Origin of the sequence: Neobacillus piezotolerans, assembly GCF_003362805.1 — a bacterium.
In the GTDB taxonomy this organism is placed as follows: Bacteria; Bacillota; Bacilli; order Bacillales; family Cytobacillaceae; genus Bacillus_D; species Bacillus_D piezotolerans.
The window spans coordinates 697,912-715,438 of the sequence record NZ_QNQT01000001.1; the positions used below are offsets into that span (position 1 = coordinate 697,912).

At 47.5% G+C, this 17,527-nt stretch carries 15 protein-coding genes; all 15 read left to right on the forward strand.

All coding sequences use genetic code 11. From position 1 onward, the window contains the following. Window positions 1-92: 92 nt before the first annotated feature. The 15 genes from DRW41_RS03295 (at window position 93) to DRW41_RS03365 (ending at window position 17,503) form a co-directional block, all read left to right on the forward strand. A complete protein-coding gene (locus DRW41_RS03295) occupies window positions 93-1,760 on the forward strand; it encodes a ribonuclease J (RefSeq protein WP_115450520.1) in 1,668 nt (555 codons plus the stop codon). A 164-nt stretch (window positions 1,761-1,924) separates the two neighbouring features. Beyond that, entirely contained in the window at window positions 1,925-2,656 is a 732-nt protein-coding gene (locus DRW41_RS03300) for a ClpP family protease (RefSeq protein ID WP_142752184.1), read from the forward strand. Further along, the gene (locus tag DRW41_RS03305) at window positions 2,653-2,862 is read left to right on the forward strand and encodes a YlzJ-like family protein (protein ID WP_115450522.1); all 210 of its coding nucleotides are present in this window, start codon (window positions 2,653-2,655) and stop codon (window positions 2,860-2,862) included. The genes DRW41_RS03300 and DRW41_RS03305 overlap by 4 nt, the downstream gene beginning before the upstream one ends. A 179-nt stretch (window positions 2,863-3,041) precedes the next feature. Further along, window positions 3,042-5,396 (forward strand): FtsK/SpoIIIE family DNA translocase, encoded by a 2,355-nt coding sequence (locus DRW41_RS03310; RefSeq protein WP_115450894.1) that lies wholly within the window; start codon window positions 3,042-3,044, stop codon window positions 5,394-5,396. Between the two features lie 473 nt (window positions 5,397-5,869). Then, window positions 5,870-6,595 carry a GntR family transcriptional regulator gene (locus tag DRW41_RS03315; protein ID WP_115450523.1) on the forward strand — a complete coding sequence of 242 codons (726 nt, stop codon included), beginning with the start codon at window positions 5,870-5,872 and terminating at the stop codon, window positions 6,593-6,595. A 72-nt stretch (window positions 6,596-6,667) separates the two neighbouring features. Further along, window positions 6,668-7,777 (forward strand): BMP family lipoprotein, encoded by a 1,110-nt coding sequence (locus DRW41_RS03320; RefSeq protein ID WP_245959325.1) that lies wholly within the window; start codon window positions 6,668-6,670, stop codon window positions 7,775-7,777. Between the two features lie 170 nt (window positions 7,778-7,947). Beyond that, window positions 7,948-9,471 carry an ABC transporter ATP-binding protein gene (locus tag DRW41_RS03325; RefSeq protein ID WP_115450524.1) on the forward strand — a complete coding sequence of 508 codons (1,524 nt, stop codon included), beginning with the start codon at window positions 7,948-7,950 and terminating at the stop codon, window positions 9,469-9,471. After that, complete coding sequence (locus DRW41_RS03330) at window positions 9,468-10,547, forward strand: ABC transporter permease (protein ID WP_115450525.1); 1,080 nt, start codon at window positions 9,468-9,470, stop codon at window positions 10,545-10,547. Before DRW41_RS03325 ends, DRW41_RS03330 begins: the two co-directional genes overlap by 4 nt. Window position 10,548: 1 nt before the next feature. After that, window positions 10,549-11,499: an ABC transporter permease gene (locus DRW41_RS03335; protein WP_115450526.1), complete on the forward strand. Its 951-nt coding sequence runs from the start codon at window positions 10,549-10,551 to the stop codon at window positions 11,497-11,499. A gap of 394 nt (window positions 11,500-11,893) precedes the next feature. Then, the gene (gene yfmF / locus DRW41_RS03340; protein ID WP_115450527.1) at window positions 11,894-13,180 is read left to right on the forward strand and encodes an EF-P 5-aminopentanol modification-associated protein YfmF; all 1,287 of its coding nucleotides are present in this window, start codon (window positions 11,894-11,896) and stop codon (window positions 13,178-13,180) included. After that, the gene (gene yfmH / locus DRW41_RS03345) at window positions 13,173-14,462 is read left to right on the forward strand and encodes an EF-P 5-aminopentanol modification-associated protein YfmH (protein ID WP_115450528.1); all 1,290 of its coding nucleotides are present in this window, start codon (window positions 13,173-13,175) and stop codon (window positions 14,460-14,462) included. Before yfmF ends, yfmH begins: the two co-directional genes overlap by 8 nt. 112 nt (window positions 14,463-14,574) lie before the next feature. Continuing rightward, window positions 14,575-15,297: an elongation factor P 5-aminopentanone reductase gene (gene ymfI / locus DRW41_RS03350; protein ID WP_115450896.1), complete on the forward strand. Its 723-nt coding sequence runs from the start codon at window positions 14,575-14,577 to the stop codon at window positions 15,295-15,297. Between the two features lie 79 nt (window positions 15,298-15,376). Then, complete coding sequence (locus DRW41_RS03355; protein WP_115450529.1) at window positions 15,377-15,634, forward strand: DUF3243 domain-containing protein; 258 nt, start codon at window positions 15,377-15,379, stop codon at window positions 15,632-15,634. A gap of 153 nt (window positions 15,635-15,787) precedes the next feature. Beyond that, complete coding sequence (locus DRW41_RS03360; protein ID WP_115450530.1) at window positions 15,788-16,579, forward strand: DUF3388 domain-containing protein; 792 nt, start codon at window positions 15,788-15,790, stop codon at window positions 16,577-16,579. Window positions 16,580-16,591: 12 nt separating this feature from the next. Further along, entirely contained in the window at window positions 16,592-17,503 is a 912-nt protein-coding gene (locus DRW41_RS03365; RefSeq protein ID WP_342771976.1) for a helix-turn-helix domain-containing protein, read from the forward strand. Window positions 17,504-17,527 lie beyond the last annotated feature (24 nt).

Below are 17,527 nucleotides of genomic sequence, written 5' to 3' on the forward strand. Positions count from 1 at the left end.
AAGGGAATAAGGTTGTAAAGATTTTCCGCATTCAAGTATAATGATTGTAACTGATCTCGATCGGCCTAAATCATCATAGGAGGAAACAGAAATTGGCAAAGAAAAAAAATAAGAATATCAGGATCGTCGCCCTGGGCGGCATGGGAGAAATCGGGAAGAATATGTTCCTGTGCGAGGTGGACAGGGATATTTTCGTTATCGATGCGGGCTTAATGTTCCCCGAGGATGAAATGCTTGGCATTGATATCGTCATTCCCGACATCTCCTATCTGCTCGAAAACAAGGAAAGGGTCAAGGCTGTTTTTCTTTCCCATGGCCATGAGGACCATATCGGCGCCTTATCCTACATCCTGAGACAAATCAAGGTTCCTGTTTACGGGACGGAGCTGACCCTGGCGCTTGCCGCCGCGAAGCTGAAGGAACAGGAATTCAATGGTAAAACAGATTTTAATGAAATCAATTCGGATTCGGTTATTGAAATCGGAAATGTGAACGTCTCATTTTTTAAAACAAACCATAGCATCCCTGGATCGGTTGGGATTTGTATTAACACAACCGAAGGGGCGATCGTCTACACAGGCGATTTCAAGTTCGACCAGGCCGCGACAGAATTGTACAAGCCGGAAATCGGCAAAATGGCCGCGATTGGCGAAAAAGGCGTGCTCTGCCTGCTTTCCGACAGCACCGAGGCGGAAAAGCCGGGTTATACAATTTCCGAAGCGAATGTGGCAAGGGAAATGTGTGACACCTTCTATAGCGCGTCCGGAAGGATTATCGCGGCGTGCTTCGCATCTGACATTAACCGCATCCAGCATATCTTCGATTCCGCAGAGGAAACGGGCAGGAAGGTCGCTGTTGTCGGGAAGAGCCTTGAACGGATTTACCATATCGCCGTCGAACTTGGCTATCTTGATATCGCCGAAGGGCTGATCATCCCTGCATCGGAAATAGGGAACCTTCCGGACAGGGAAATCGTCATCCTAATGACAGGTTCGCAAGGCGAACCAATTGAAGGGCTGCAAAAAATGGCCCGCAAGTCTCATAGGCTTGTCAATATCAAGGAAGGCGATACGGTCTTGATTGCAGCTTCAACACTAAGGGGAAGCGAACTTTTCCTCGCAAAAACAGTGGATATGTTGCTTCGCGCTGGCGCGAATGTCGTTTCGAACAAAAAGACGATACACGTTTCAAGCCATGGGAGCCAGGAAGAACTGAAATTCATGATCAATTTGATGAGGCCTAAACTTTTCATACCGGTCCACGGGGAATTCCGGATGCTGAAGGCGCATGAAAAAGTCGCCAGGGAATGCGGGCTTACCAGGGAACAAATTTACATTCCCGATAATGGGGAAGTGGTCGAAATCAAGGATGGAATGTTCATTCCGGCGGGCAAAGTACCATCAGGCAACATTCTGATAGACGGAATAGGCGTCGGCGATGTCGGCAATATTGTCCTTCGCGACCGCAGGCTTCTCTCCCAGGACGGCACATTGATTGTCGTCGTCACGCTTTCAAGGAAAGAGCGTAAAATTCTCGCGGGGCCGGAGATCATTTCAAGAGGATTCGTTTATGTCAGGGAATCGGAAAAATTGATGGAGGAATCCGGCAAGCTGGTAAGGGATATTGTTGAAAAGAACATTTCCCGCGATTTCTTTGACTGGACGAGCCTAAAACAGGAAATTAGGGACGATTTGAACAAGTATTTATTCGAAAGAACGAAAAGGCGCCCAATGATCCTTCCGATCATTATGGAAGCGTAAACCGAAGCATCGGCAATCCTGCCGGTGCTTTTTTATATACGCTAGCGTAACTGGCCATGATCTATAAATCAAAAAGGCATGAATTAACCGACGAGGTCCAATACTAACCATATATGAACCGAAGGGAGACAGTTAAAATGGACCATTTAATTCCATCAACGCGGATGGGCGATCAAGAGGAAGCACCTAGCCCGGAAACCGATGACAAACCAGGTTCCAAGCTTATTGAAAAAATCCAGCAACTTGGCGCGACAAACGTGCCGCAGCTTTCAAATGATTCACGCATCCACTGTATGACAATAGTCGGGCAAATCGAAGGGCATCTCGCCTTGCCCCCGCAAAATAAAACGACGAAATACGAGCACATCATTCCGCAGCTCGTGGCGATCGAGCAAAATCCGAAAATAGAAGGATTGCTTGTAATCCTGAACACGGTTGGAGGGGACGTGGAAGCGGGCCTAGCCATTGCCGAAATGCTCGCATCACTATCCAAGCCTTCCGTGTCCATTGTCCTTGGGGGTGGCCACTCAATCGGGGTCCCAATCGCGGTTTCATGCAATTACAGCTTCATTGCCGAAACGGCCACGATGACCATCCATCCAATCCGGCTGACTGGGCTTGTCATTGGCGTTCCGGCAACGTTTGAGTATCTCGATAAAATGCAGGAACGGGTCGTCCGGTTCGTAACAGGCCACTCCAATATCCCGGAGGAAACGTTTAAGGATTTGATGTTCGCGAAGGGAAACCTGACGCGGGACATCGGTACGAATGTAGTTGGCGCCGATGCAGTCGCATACGGGCTCATTGATGAAGTTGGCGGGCTTGGGCCGGCAATGAAAAAGCTGAATGACCTAATTGAAATGAACAAGACTGAGCAGGAAGGGCTGATCCAATGATCCTTTACACAATGATGCCCGAGGAGCTTATTTTTCAACAACAGCAGGATGCGGTGCCGAAGGAAAGGAAAATAATCTCCAAGGAAGGGGTTTCGATGGAAGTGGAGAGCTCGGGCGACGGGTTCCAGATTGTCAGGCTGCTAAGCACGGACCCAGTCCATTACATGGATGCAAGATGGCTGCCAGGGTCGAAAATTTCCCTATAGCCTGAAGGTCCTGTCCAATCCGGAATCCCTTTATGGTATAATCAGGTTACGGTTTAGGAAAATGGCATTTTTGGATGATAGCCAAAAAGCTGGAAATGCCAGACTGAATAAAGCAGCCGGAGGGCTGCTTGTTCTATTTGGCGATCCTGGCTGAAGACTTATACATAAAGGTGATTAGGATGGCCAAGAAAAAACGCAGGCAAACCCGAAGCAGGGATAGCCAATTGAAAACAACTCTAAAATTTGAACTGGCCGGCCTGGTCATGCTGGCCCTGTCCATTATTTCAATGGCGGAGCTTGGGGCTGTGGGAAATGGAGTATCCCTGTTTTTCCGTTTTTGGCTTGGGGAATGGGGGATGGCCGGGCTTATCGGGATGTTCATGTTAAGCATCATCATGATGTGGAAACGTGAAATGCCTTTTCTTTTTCCGTCAAGGCTTATGGGGGCGTATCTGATTTTGGCCGCATTGCTGATTCTGAGCCATATCACGCTGTTCGGGTCCCTGGCAAAGAGTGGACAGCTTGAGAATCCGAGTGTGATAGCCAACACCTGGACGTTTTTTTGGGACGAAGTAAAGGGTGATCCGTCTTCCCCTGATCTTGGCGGGGGAATGGTCGGCGCTGTGCTGTACGCAATGTTCCACTACCTGTTTGCCACAACAGGAACAAAAATCATTGCTGGGCTGCTGATTGCAAGCGGAGTGATCCTCCTGACTGGAAAAACGTTCGGGGAAGCGCTCGGTAAAATTTTCTCGATAATTGGTTCAGGCTATCGGAACCAGCTTGAGGCATTTAAAGCCGATTTGTCCGAATGGAAGAAAAAAAGGCAAAAGCAGAAAGATCAGCAAAAGCGGGACAAGCGTGAAAAAGAGAAAAAGGCAGCGGAAAAACCAGTGGCGGCACCAACCGAATTAATCGATGGCGCCACGGTTGCCATAGAGGAAGAACCGCCTGTGCCGGAGCCTATCATTTCAAGTTTTATCGACAAAGCCTATGGAAACGGAGCGAAACAGGAACGCCATAAAAAGCACCAGCCCGATTCCGGAGAAAAGGAGATGGAGGAAGAGGAAATCGCTCCCCCAATCACCTTTGTGGAACTGGAAAACACATCTTATGAGCTGCCGCCGCTTTCGCTGCTAAAACTTCCAAGAAAAGCGGACCAAAGCGGGGAATACGAACTCATTCACGCCAATGCCGCGAAGCTTGAGCGCACCTTCCACAGCTTCGGGGTAAAAGCGAGGGTAACGCAGGTGCACCTTGGCCCAGCCGTTACCAAATACGAGGTCCATCCGGATGTGGGCGTCAAGGTAAGCAAAATTGTCAGCCTGAATGATGACCTTGCCCTAGCGCTTGCCGCCAAGGATATCCGGATTGAAGCGCCAATTCCGGGAAAGTCGGCGATTGGAATCGAGGTCCCGAATTCCGAGGTAGCGATGGTTTCCTTAAGGGAAGTGCTTGAAGCGACCCAGAACGACCGCCCGGAATCAAAACTTCTGATCGGGCTTGGGCGGGATATTACCGGCGAGGCGGTCCTTGCGGAGTTGAACAAGATGCCGCACCTTCTTGTCGCCGGGGCAACGGGAAGCGGGAAAAGTGTGTGCATCAACGGAATCATTACGAGCATTTTGATGAGGGCGAAGCCGCATGAAGTGAAGATGATGATGATCGATCCGAAAATGGTCGAGCTGAATGTGTACAATGGTGTTCCCCATTTGCTCGCTCCAGTTGTAACTGATCCGAAAAAAGCTTCCCAGGCGCTGAAAAAAGTCGTCAATGAAATGGAAAGGCGTTATGAGCTCTTTTCATTTACAGGGACACGCAATATTGAAGGCTATAATGAACATGTCAGAAGGCATAATGCGGAAGAAGATGATAAGCAGCCGCTGCTCCCATATATCGTTGTCATTGTCGACGAGTTAGCCGACTTGATGATGGTTGCGTCCTCGGATGTTGAGGATTCCATAACAAGGCTTGCGCAAATGGCCAGGGCGGCGGGCATCCACCTCATCATCGCCACCCAGCGCCCGTCCGTGGATGTCATTACGGGTGTGATCAAGGCGAATATTCCATCGAGGATCGCTTTCGCTGTATCGTCGCAGACAGATTCACGCACAATCCTTGATATGGGCGGCGCCGAAAAGCTGCTCGGTCGGGGAGACATGCTTTTCCTGCCTGTCGGCGCTTCAAAGCCAATCAGGGTCCAGGGGGCATTTTTATCAGACGAGGAAGTCGAAGATACAGTTGAGTTTGTCATTTCCCAGCAAAAAGCGCAGTACCAGGAAGAAATGATCCCTGATGACGTGCAGGAAGTCGAGGGTGAAGTGGACGATGAACTTTATGAGGAAGCGGTCGACCTGATTACCGAGATGCAGACAGCATCTGTGTCGATGCTGCAGCGAAGGTTCAGGATTGGCTATACAAGGGCAGCAAGGCTGATTGACGAAATGGAGGCGCGGGGCGTTGTCGGCCCGTACGAGGGCAGCAAGCCGAGGGCGGTGCTCGTTTCAAAGCAGCCGGAAGAAGCAGGCCATTAAGAGAAGATGATGAAGGAAGCCGGGATTCCGGCTTCTTTTTTTGTCTAGGAAAATATAAAAATGGAACCTTGATGAAAACGGAAACAATATGCATCCTATTGCGGCAACTTGTTTCCAAGGCCAACCAGGACAGGAATAAACAACCTGTTTAAGCGCCATGCTGGATGGTTATTTTTTATGAATATGACATACTATATCATCATGCACGTGAAGGGTGAATTGGAAAAGAAGAGGTGATCCTAAACTGAAATTCATTTTTTCGCAGGGTCCTTGCATTTTGGGTGAACCACAAGGCTAGTAACAAAGGAACATACCAAATGTCAACAAAAAATTGCTGATTTCGACGATTTTTGTTTTCCAAAAAAATGATACTATCCTATTTATTTATGCTTTGAAAAGTGTTATAGTATTGTCGATTAGTAGGAATGATTAAACATCAGAGGTCTGATGTCTCAGGAGCCTGGAGGATGCACATGTCTATTAAGTCGGATAACCGTCATTTGTATTTGCAGGTGATCGATCGGTTGAAGCAAAATATAGAAGACGGCGTTTATAAAGAAAGAGAAAAGCTGCCTTCTGAATTCGATCTTGCGAAACAACTGGGGGTAAGCAGGGCGACTCTTCGGGAGGCGTTGCGCATACTCGAAGAAGAAAACGTTATCATTCGCCGGCATGGCGTCGGGACGTTCGTTAACGCAAAGCCGCTGTTTACATCCGGGATCGAGCAGCTCAGCAGTGTGACGAGCATGATCTTGCAGGCTGGCATGAGGCCGGGCACCATTTTTCTGAGTTCATCAACACAAATGCCGGCAGAGGAGGACATTCGCCGGTTCTCGTTGGAACTGGATGAAGCAATCGTCGTGACCGAGAGGGTAAGGACCGCAAATGGCGAACCGGTTGTCTATTGCATAGACAAGGTACCTGTACGCATACTGCCCGAGGCGTTCTCCCACCAGGAAGAATCCCTTCTTTCCATTTTGGAAAACCAGGCAGGACGAAGAATTACATATGCGGTAGCCCAGATTGAACCGCTCGGCTATCACGATAAAATTTCGCCCATCCTCGAATGCGATCCGGAAACAGCTTTATTGGTGCTGAAGCAAATGCACTTCGATGAAGACGACGAACCAATCCTTTACTCGGTAAACTATTTCAAAGCGGATAAGTTCAGCTTCAAGGTCCTTAGGAAGAGGGTATAGCCTTGTTGGACAATCCCGCCGCGAAAAAACATTGCTACTAAATCAAACAACAATTTTTAGGGGGACAATGCCTTGAAAAAGCGCAAATTCGGTTTGTTCATGTCGCTGCTTTTGTCTGCGGGAATGCTTTTGTCAGCTTGTGGCGGTAAAGAAGATGCTTCCACTAATAATGGTGGAGGCGACAAAAAGAAGAATGACCTTAAAGTAGGTATGGTTACTGACGCGGGTACAATCGATGATAAATCGTTCAACCAAGGTACTTGGGAAGGCATTTTGAAAGCCAAGGACGAGCTTGGCGTGCAGACCAAATACCTGAAGCCATCCGGTACAACTGAAGCTGATTACCTGAAAGAAATCGGCAACCTTTACGATGCAGGCTACAAATTCATCGTAACACCTGGTTTTAAGTTCGAAACAGCTGTATTCAAGGCACAGGACAACTATAAGGATGCAAAATTTGTCATTATCGACGGAAATCCTCACAGCGGCGATTTTAATCCAGTCGTGAAGGAAAATACCGTTTCTATTTTCTTTGCAGAACACCAAGCAGGTTTCTTGGCAGGGGTAGCTACTGCCCTTGAACTGAAAGAAGGCGAAGCAGGTTTCATCGGCGGAATGGAAATCCCTCCAGTCCAAAAGTTTAACTGGGGCTTCCAGCAAGGTATTAAATACGCCAATGAAAACATGGGAACCAAGATTGGCATGAAGAAGGAAAACTTCATTTACCAAGGCTCTTTTGACAACGTTGCCGCAGGTGGCCAAATTGCAGCTTCTATGTTCGACCGCGGAGTTAATGTCATTCACGCAGCTGCAGGCGGAGTTGGCGTTGGAGCTATCAAGGAAGCAGTAAACCGTGTTAAAGCAGGCGAAAATGTATGGATCGTCGGAGTTGATGTAGACCAGTACGAAGACGGTAAATATGATGGGGACAAGTCAGTTATCCTTACTTCTGCCGTGAAGAATATTGACCAATCGGCATTTGACATGATTAAGGACGAACTTGACGGCAAATTCCAGGGCGGCAAGACCCTCATGTTTGATGCTAAAAATGATGGCGTCGGCATTACTGCTGAAAACCCTAACTTGAGCGATGATACATCCAGCAAGGTTAAAGAGGTTTACGAAAAAGTTAAGAGCGGAGAAATCGAAGTAAAGAGTGAACAAGGCGATCTCTTCAAGTAATAAAAGTGTATACAAAATGAGACGGTTCTTTTCCCGTCTCTTTTGTATATTGGACTTGAAATATAGGACTCTTGCAAACTACCAGGCCCGGGGAAGGTTTCTTTTATCCCAAATATGGGTTTTTCCTTTTAACATTAAGGAAACAGTAAATGGCAAAGGTGAGTGTAACGATGAGCTATGTAGTTGAAATGCTGAATATCCGGAAGGAATTCCCGGGTATTGTTGCCAACGATAATATCTCCCTGTCTTTAAAAACGGGAGAAATACACGCTCTCCTCGGTGAAAATGGCGCGGGAAAATCGACCTTGATGGGAGTCCTGTTCGGGATGTACCAGCCGGAAAAGGGAGTAATTAAAGTTCGAGGCGAAGAAGTTCGCATCACAAATCCAAACGTCGCGACGAGGCTGGGGATCGGGATGGTGCATCAGCATTTTAAGCTGGTGGACAATTTTACAGTCACCGAAAATATCATTCTCGGAAGCGAGCCGATAAAAGGATTGGTCATTGATATTGACAGTGCGGCTAAAAGGATTGAAGAATTATCAAAATCATACGGCCTTAATGTGGACCCACATGCGAAAATTGAAGACATCTCTGTCGGTATGCAGCAAAGGGTCGAAATTCTGAAAATGCTCTACAGGGAAGCGGAAGTCCTGATTTTTGATGAACCGACAGCGGTATTGACTCCGAGTGAAATCGATGAACTTATGAAAATTATGCGCAATCTGATTAATGAAGGCAAATCAATCATTATCATTACCCATAAACTTAAAGAAATTAAAGCCGTGGCGGACCGATGCACGGTAATTAGAAGAGGGAAATCGATTGGTACTGTGGATGTGGCCGAGACTAGCACAGAACAACTCGCGGAAATGATGGTCGGGCGCCATGTTTCATTCAAAGTGGATAAGAAAGAAAGTACGCCAGGCGATGTCGTATTGAAAATAGATTCTCTTTCCGTAAAAAATAACAGAAAAGTCCTTGCGCTGAAAGACTTCTCTCTTGAAGTACGCGCCGGAGAAATCGTCGGGATAGCCGGGGTTGACGGGAACGGCCAAACCGAGCTTGTTGAGGCCATTACAGGGCTCAGGAAAGCGGATTCAGGATCAGTCAAATTAAATGGCGAGGAAATCATTGCCCTTCCCATTAGGGATAGAATTGAAAAAGGAATCGGGCATATTCCGGAAGACAGGCAGAAACGAGGCCTTGTGCTTGACTACACCCTCGAATCCAATATGGTTTTGGAAGTTTATAATAAGAAGCCTTTTGCAAAATACGGTTTATTGAATGAACAGGAAATGAAAAAATATGCGAATAATATCCTTGAAAATTTCGACGTCCGCTCCGGAAAAGGAGGCGCATCGATAACCCGCACACTATCAGGCGGAAATCAACAAAAAGCGATTATAGGCAGGGAAATCGAACTGAATCCGAAGCTATTGATTGCGGTACAGCCGACAAGGGGGCTGGACGTCGGTTCAATTGAATATATCCATAAACGGCTTATTGAGCATCGGGATAAGGGGAATGCCGTTTTACTCGTTTCCCTCGAGCTTGATGAAGTCCTCCAGCTTTCAGACCGGATAGCTGCCATAAACAATGGAGAGTTAATCGGCGTCGTGAATGCGTCCGAAACGAATGAAAACGAAGTAGGACTCATGATGGCTGGTGTAAACAAGGAGAGAAACGTATGAGAAATGCCATTGTATCTTTAATCGCGATAATCCTCGGCCTCATTGCTGGCGGGATTTTGATGCTCTTTATCGGTAGCAACCCTCTTGAGGGATATATGTACTTGTTACAGGGAGCATTTATGACCACCAAGCGCATCGGTGACACGCTTGCCACCGCCACGCCGCTTATTTTTACAGGTCTTTCAGTAGCGTTTGCATTCAGGACTGGCCTTTTCAATATCGGTGCTTCGGGCCAAATGCTGATTGGCGGCCTATGCGCGTCCGCGGTTGGCCTGACCTATGATTTTTCTCGGCCGGTCCTTCTGCTTGCAATGATCGCGGCTGGCATCCTGGGCGGCGCATTGTGGGCGTTTCTTCCCGGATTGCTGAAAGCGAAATTCAACGTCCACGAAGTCGTCGCGACAATCATGATGAACTGGATAGCTTATTGGACCGTATATTATGTGGTTCCAGGCTATTTTAAAGGCGAATTCCTTGAAACCGAATCGAAGAAGTTACCGGAAAAAGCTACTTTGAAAGTCCAGTTTTTGACGGATATGTTCGATGGCTCCTATATCAACCTTGGAATATTCCTTGGCATTATCAGTGTCGTCATTATCGCTTTCATTATTAACAAAACAACGCTTGGGTTTGAGTTAAAAGCGGTTGGATTTAACCGGCATGCGGCGGAATACGCGGGAATGCGGGTAAACAGGAATATTATCCTTTCGATGGTTATCTCGGGAGCGCTTGCTGGGCTTGGCGGGGTCGCGATGTATACAGGCAATGCCTCAAGCATCCAAATTGGAATCCTGCCATTCCAGGGCTACGACGGAATCGCGGTTGCGCTGCTTGGGAACAATACTCCGTTTGGCGTGTTTTTCGCAGCCATCCTGTTTGGGATTCTTTATTCCGGTACAGGATTTATGAATGCGATGACAGAAATCCCTCCTGAACTGGCGAACACAATCATTGCGATTATCATTTATTTCGCGGCCACGAGCGTCCTAATCCACCGCCTTGTCAATAAATTCTGGAAGCGCGGTTCCGAAGGCAATGTGAATGATGTGCCGGCGGCAAAGAAGGGGGAAGCATAATATGTGGACCATCATAGAGCAAATATTTCCTTATGCGATTGCTTTTACAATTCCTCTTCTGATTACTGCATTGGGCGGCCTTTTTAGTGAAAGAAGCGGTGTTGTCAACATTGGGTTGGAGGGCTTGATGGTTATCGGCGCATTTTCGAGCGCGCTTACAGTCCACTACCTAAACGATAAGTGGGCCAGTCATACGATGGTTCTTTGGGCGGGCCTTTTCGCCGCGATAGTCGCAGGCATCCTGTTCGCTGCCCTGCACGCCTTTGCGAGCATCAATTTAAGCGCGAACCAAATCATCAGCGGTACTGCTATCAACTTGATTGCCACAGCGCTGACAATTTTCCTTGCGAGGAACATGACTGGAAGCGGCAATATCAGGGTGAGCGGCTTTTCTCCGAAAACAATTCACGGAGTCGCGGACATTCCTGTCATAGGTCCTTTATTTTTTACTAAAACGTATCCTACGACATGGTTCATCCTAATTATTCTTTTTGCCAGTACCTTTATTTTGTATAAAATGAAATTTGGTCTCCGTTTGCGGTCTTGCGGCGAATTCCCACAGGCTGCAGAGGCTGCGGGCATCAATGTCCGGAGAATCAGATATGCCGGCGTGCTGATATCCGGGGCTTTCGCCGGATTGGGCGGTGCAATTATCATTCTTACGTATGCCGGCGAATTCACGGGTACGGTATCCGGGCTTGGGTTCCTTGCCCTTGCTTCCTTGATATTTGGGCAATGGAGGCCACTCGGCATATTAGCCGCGACCTTCTTCTTTGGATTCGCGAGCACGATTGCCAACGTTTCGCAGGTTATACCGGAATTGTCCGTCATTCCACCAATCCTTCTGAAGATTTTCCCATACGTCGTTACGTTGATTGCCCTGGTTGTATTCTCGAAATCATCCCAGGCGCCAAAAGCGGTCGGCGAACCATTCGACTCGGCGAAACGGTAATCTTTTCGCGGAAAAGCATCAAGTGCAAAATTGGTTTCACAAGCCTCCTGGCCATCCAGGAGGTTTTTTTATTGTCTAGGAAATTATAAATTGGAACCTTGTGGATAACTCGAAACAATATATTGTAATCCAGCTCCAGCGCCTAGCCCCTCGAGGTCATAAGCCGGTTCCCTCCGGAGGGCAGGCCCGTCCTGTGGGCCCCGTCTTATGCAGGTCGGGGCTGACCAAGGCGCTTTCGCATTTTGTTCATACTGGGCAAACAAAAGCTGTATAAGTTGTAAAAACGAGTCCTGACAAATTATAGTTAGAATAGAATGTAAATGGCATGGGGAAAATAATATGGCAGAAATATGGATATTATTGCCTATTGCTCTTACCAAAGGAGGCCGCGAACATGAGCTTTTTGCCTGAACAAACCTTTTCCATGCAAGGGTATAACCTTCATGTGACGAAGACGGAAAAATATAAAACGAATGCGATTGTTTTCAAAATGAAAGCCCCCCTGAACGAAGAAACCGCGACGCTGAGGGCCCTTCTCCCACATGTCTTGCAAAGCAGCTCGGCTGAATACCCAACCACCACATTGCTCCGGTCCTATCTGGATGACCTGTATGGAGCGGTCCTAAGTGTAGATCTCGCGAAAAAGGGAAATGCGCATATTATTACGTTTTTTATGGAAATTGCCAATGAGAAATTTTTATCGGACCAGACTCCATTACTTAGAAAAGGAATGGAGCTCCTTAAGGAAATTATCCTTAACCCGCTTCTTGAAGGAAATGGTTTTGACCGGGCGACTGTCGAAAAGGAAAAGCGGACGCTGAAACAAAGGATTCAATCAACGTTTGATGACAAGATGCGGTATTCGAGCTTCCGCCTAATCGAGGAAATGTGTAAAGGGGAAGCCTATGCAATCAACGTGAATGGGCGAATCGAGGACATCGACGCGATCACCCCGGAAGGTTTGTATAATTATTACCGCTCATCCCTTTCAGAGGATGAAGTGGACATTTATATTGTTGGCGACGTCGAAGAAAATACGGTGAAGGATATTTCCGAAGAACTGTTCCGCTTTGAAAAAAGAGAAGCAAAAATTCCTGCAAACGAGCCGCTTTCTAAAATAGAGGAGCCGAAAGTGATTAAGGAAGCACAGGATGTGAAGCAAGGAAAGCTGAACATCGGCTACCGTACCAATATCCTCTATGGAGATCCGGATTACAACGCGCTTCAGGTTTTCAATGGTATTTTCGGAGGCTTCTCGCATTCAAAGCTGTTCATAAACGTCCGCGAGAAGGCAAGCCTCGCTTACTATGCCGCAAGCCGGCTTGAAAGCCATAAAGGCCTGATGCTCGTCATGTCGGGAATCGAAATGAAAAATTTCGACCAGGCCGTCGGGATTATCAAGGAACAGATGGAAGCGATGAAAAAAGGTGATTTTTCGGATGAGGAGCTGGAACAAACGAAGGCGGTTATCGTCAACCAGCTGCTTGAAACAATCGATACGAACAGGGGCATTGTCGAAGTCCTTTACCACAATGTGGCCGGGAGAAAAAATATACCTTTTGACAGCTGGATTAAAGGCATGGAGGAGGCGACACGTGAAGATATTGTCGCAGTCGGTGAAAAAATCGAACTCGATACGATTTATTTTTTAACGGGAAAGGAGGCTGCCAATAATGGATAAACTCCAGTTCGGCCAGTTAAACGAAGAACTTTATTACGAAAAGATGCCGAATGGGCTGGATGTGTATGTCCTCCCGAAAAAAGGGTTCAACAAAACGTATGCCACGTTTACGACGAAATACGGTTCGATTGACAACACGTTCAAGCCCCATGGCAAGGACGAGTTCGTAAAAGTGCCTGATGGGATTGCCCACTTCCTCGAGCATAAGCTGTTTGAAAAGGAAGACGGCGATGTGTTTCAGCAGTTCAGCAAGCAGGGGGCGTCAGCGAACGCTTTTACATCCTTTACAAGGACTGCCTACCTTTTTTCAAGTACATCACGGGTGGAAGAAAATCTTGAAACGCTCGTCGATTTTGTCCAGGATCCGTATTTTTCCGAAAAGACGGTTGAAAAGGAAAAAGGAATCATCGGCCAGGAAATCACGATGTACGATGACAACCCGGATTGGCGCCTCTATTTCGGCCTGATTGAAAACATGTACCATGCGCATCCTGTTAAAATTGATATCGCGGGGACGATTGATTCAATTGCGAAAATTGATAAGGATATGCTGTATGAATGCTACCATACATTCTACCATCCCGCGAATATGCTATTATTCATAGTGGGCCCTGTCTCTCCCAAAAAGATTATGGACCAGGTGAGGGATAACCAGGCAAAGAAGGAATTCGTCGACCGGCCGCCGGTTGAAAGGAAGTTTGAATCAGAGCAGGCGGGCGTCGCCACTCCGAAGCAAGTGCTGAAAATGAACGTCCAGACGCCGAAATGCCTTGTGGGGCTTAAGGCCGCGCATACCGATACAAAAGGAAGGGAAATGCTTGTACAGGAATTGTCCATCAATTTGCTTCTCGATATCCTTTTCGGAAAAAGTTCCGAAAATTTTATCCGCCTTTATGACAGCGGGCTTATTGATGAGACGTTTTCGTTCGACTATACCCAGGAGCAGGGGTTCGGGTTCGCGATGATTGGCGGCGATACGGCCAATCCCGATGGTCTGGCCGACACGTTAAAGGCAATCCTTGAGAAAACCAAGGAAGGCAACATATCCGAGGAGCAGCTTGAGCGGGCAAAACGGAAACGAATCGGTTCATTCCTGAGGGCGGTCAATTCGCCTGAATTCATCGCCAACCAATTCACCCGGTACGCGTTCAATGAAATGGACCTCTTCTCTGTCGTGCCGGAACTTGAGAAAATCTCGGTCGATGATATACGGGCCGCGGCGAGGGAACTTTTCTCGGAAGAACGCTATTCGGTATGCCAAGTTGTTCCCGGTGGAAATTAGAAAAGCGGAAACGCCCGTTTAGCGGCGGTTCCCATTAAGCTTTATGCAAGAGGAAAAGCGCCATTCAGGCGCTTTTTTAGAGAAATCGTGTTGAATGATTGGGGTTGGGGAAATGCGGAAATTCGCGTTGATTACAGGCGCGAGCGGCGGGATTGGCCAGGCGATTGCAGCCGAACTCGCCGCCCGGGGCTATAATTTATATCTTCATTACAATTCGAATAAGGAAGCTGCCGAACGCCTGGTGGAAAGCCTTTCTGTGCACGGGGGGGAATACAGTCCCATCATGGCTGATTTTTCAAGGCAGGGGGGGTACAAGGAGCTGCTCCCCAGCCTGTTCGGGGTTGACGCGGTTGTGCACTGCGGGGGAACCGCCGCCTATGGGTTATTCCAGGACCTTGACGACGAGGAAGCCGCTAGCCTTTTCAACATCCATGTCCTGAATCCGATGCTCCTGACAAAGGCGTTGATTCCGGAACTTTTGAAAAGGAAGACGGGCAGCATCGTCTTTATTGCTTCCATCTGGGGGCAAACCGGGGCAGCATGTGAAGCAGCATATTCGGCAGCGAAAGGCGCGCAAATTTCTTTCGTGAAAGCATTGGGTAAAGAGCTTGCGCCGAGCGGGATTCGGGTGAATGCCATCGCCCCTGGTGCTGTTGAGACGCAAATGATCGCTGGGTTCTCATCAGAGGAATTGGAGGAGCTGGCGAACGAAATCCCGATGGGCAGGCTAGGGCGCCCCAAGGAAATTGCCAATGCCGCCGCATTCCTTCTCTCGGAGCAGGCGTCGTATATTACCGGACACATCCTGTCCGTCAATGGCGGATGGTATACGTGAACAGCCTTGAAAAATTCAGGTATATTTTCGCCAGCCCTCCGGAAAACTAACGTTGTATTATGAAATAGGAGGGATTGCGATGTCTGTACTCGATAACTGGAAACAATGGGAAGATTTCCTTGCTGACAGGCTTCACCAGGCACAGGACGAAGGTGTCAACAAAGATGTGGTTTCCGATTTGGCTTATCAGATTGGCGACTATCTCGCGAATCAGGTTGAACCGAAGAACGAGCAGGAAAGAATTCTTGCAGATCTTTGGTCTGTAGCTGACAAGGATGAGCAGCAAGCTATCGCCAACATGATGGTCAAGCTTGTCCAAAATAATGGCACACGCTAAAAAGAGAGGATACCCTCTCTTTTTTTCTTTTTACCGGTAAAATGGCTAGAATCGATGACCACATTGTTTTTCCTTTCATCTTCTAAGAAAATCATATAATATAGGTTTAGATAATATGATGAAATTTGTCAGATGCAGTGCCAGGAGGTAAATATGGAAAAAAAAGAATGGTACATCGAATATGAAATCCAGCAAAACCGCCCTGGCTTGCTGGGCGATATTTCGTCTCTCCTAGGCATGCTCTCCATAAATATCGTGACGATCAATGGGGTTGACCAGGGCAGGCGAGGGCTTTTGATTCGCGCTGATAACGATGACCTGATCGAGCGCCTTGAGTCAATTTTACACACAATGGATACAATAAAGGTAATTAAAATACGTGAACCGAAACTTAGGGACCGGCTGGCTGTCAGGCATGGGAGGTACATCCAGCGCGACGCCGATGACAAGAAAACGTTCCGGTTTGTCAGGAACGAGCTTGGCGTCCTTGTTGACTTCATGGCGGAATTGTACAAGCAGGAAGGCCACAAATTAATTGGGATCAGGGGTATGCCACGGGTTGGGAAGACGGAATCGATTGTCGCGGCCAGCGTCTGCGCGAATAAAAGGTGGCTGTTCCTATCGTCCACACTTCTAAAGCAAACAATCAGGAGCCAGCTGCTTGAAGATGAATATAGTGAAAACAATATTTTCATCATCGACGGGATTGTTTCATCCAGGAGGGCGAATGAAAAACACTGGCAGCTTGTGCGGGAAATCATGCGCCTGCCCGCTGTCAAAGTAATTGAACACCCGGATCTCTTTGTAAGGAATTCGGAATATACTTTGGATGATTTTGACTATATTATTGAGCTCCGCAATGATGCCGACGAGGAAATTACATACGAAGTGGTCGACAATGAAAACGAACCGTTCGCATCCGATTTTGGAGAATTCGATTTTTAATAAAGTTGGAAGGTGTTTGAGTTGACGGAATTGGGAAACCGATTGAAGGAGGAACGGCTTGCGAAGGGTCTGAGCCTCGATGACCTGCAGGCAGCTACAAAGATTCAGAAAAGATACCTTTCAGGTATAGAGGAAGGGAATTATTCCACGATGCCGGGTGATTTTTACGTCCGCGCATTTATCAAGCAATACTGTGAAGCGATTGGGCTAAATGCGGACGAGATATTCGAGGAGTACAAGGGGGATATCCCCTCCCCTTACCAGCAGGATTTGCCTGAGCAGCTTTCACGTGTAAAATCGAGGAAAGGGCTTGGGGAAGGCGGCTCCCGGGTTATTGAAATCCTTCCGAAAATATTGGTTTGGGTTGTAGTTTTGGGAGTTGCCGCGCTGATTTATTACGTTGTGCAGCAAAACGCCGCCGGGGATTCCAGCTCGGGTGATGGCGGATCAAAAGCCCCTGCTTCAATTGTAAAGCCGCCGGATAAAAAGGATACGGAAAAACAGGAGGATAAGCCTGAAGCCGGCGAAGATGCGGGTGATGATGAAAAACAGAAGGAAGAAGAACCTGCCGAGCCGGAGACACCCGCACAGGAATTGGAGATGGTCCAATCTGCCGGGACTACATCTACCTATGAATTGAAAAATGCTGAAAAATTTGAGCTGAAGGTTGTTTCCAAAGGTGAAACCTGGGTAAGTATAAAAAATGGCAAAGGCAATTCTTTCTTCCAGGGATTATTGGCTGTTGGCAAGCCGGAAAGCGAAAAAACAGTCGATTTTTCCAATGAATCAGAAGCGGTATTAAGAGTCGGGAATTCCGTTGATACGGACATCTTTGTGAATGGGGAGAAGCTAGAATTTGCGATTCCACCAACCAAAGCAGTCTCCCAAAACATTAAGATCCGCTATATTAAAGGGAATGAATAGTCATCCTGCATGATGGCTATTTTT

What these genes read in the sequence shown, in the direction of transcription:
- DRW41_RS03300 (WP_142752184.1), top strand. Translation starts at nt 1,925, where the DNA reads ATGGGCGATCAAGAGGAAGCACCTAGCCCGGAAACCGATGACAAACCA.
- DRW41_RS03335 (WP_115450526.1), top strand. Translation starts at nt 10,549, where the DNA reads ATGTGGACCATCATAGAGCAAATATTTCCTTATGCGATTGCTTTTACA.
- DRW41_RS03310 (WP_115450894.1), top strand. Translation starts at nt 3,042, where the DNA reads ATGGCCAAGAAAAAACGCAGGCAAACCCGAAGCAGGGATAGCCAATTG.
- yfmH (WP_115450528.1), top strand. Translation starts at nt 13,173, where the DNA reads ATGGATAAACTCCAGTTCGGCCAGTTAAACGAAGAACTTTATTACGAA.
- DRW41_RS03315 (WP_115450523.1), top strand. Translation starts at nt 5,870, where the DNA reads ATGTCTATTAAGTCGGATAACCGTCATTTGTATTTGCAGGTGATCGAT.
- yfmF (WP_115450527.1), top strand. Translation starts at nt 11,894, where the DNA reads ATGAGCTTTTTGCCTGAACAAACCTTTTCCATGCAAGGGTATAACCTT.
- DRW41_RS03330 (WP_115450525.1), top strand. Translation starts at nt 9,468, where the DNA reads ATGAGAAATGCCATTGTATCTTTAATCGCGATAATCCTCGGCCTCATT.
- DRW41_RS03360 (WP_115450530.1), top strand. Translation starts at nt 15,788, where the DNA reads ATGGAAAAAAAAGAATGGTACATCGAATATGAAATCCAGCAAAACCGC.
- DRW41_RS03325 (WP_115450524.1), top strand. Translation starts at nt 7,948, where the DNA reads ATGAGCTATGTAGTTGAAATGCTGAATATCCGGAAGGAATTCCCGGGT.
- DRW41_RS03305 (WP_115450522.1), top strand. Translation starts at nt 2,653, where the DNA reads ATGATCCTTTACACAATGATGCCCGAGGAGCTTATTTTTCAACAACAG.
- ymfI (WP_115450896.1), top strand. Translation starts at nt 14,575, where the DNA reads ATGCGGAAATTCGCGTTGATTACAGGCGCGAGCGGCGGGATTGGCCAG.
- DRW41_RS03355 (WP_115450529.1), top strand. Translation starts at nt 15,377, where the DNA reads ATGTCTGTACTCGATAACTGGAAACAATGGGAAGATTTCCTTGCTGAC.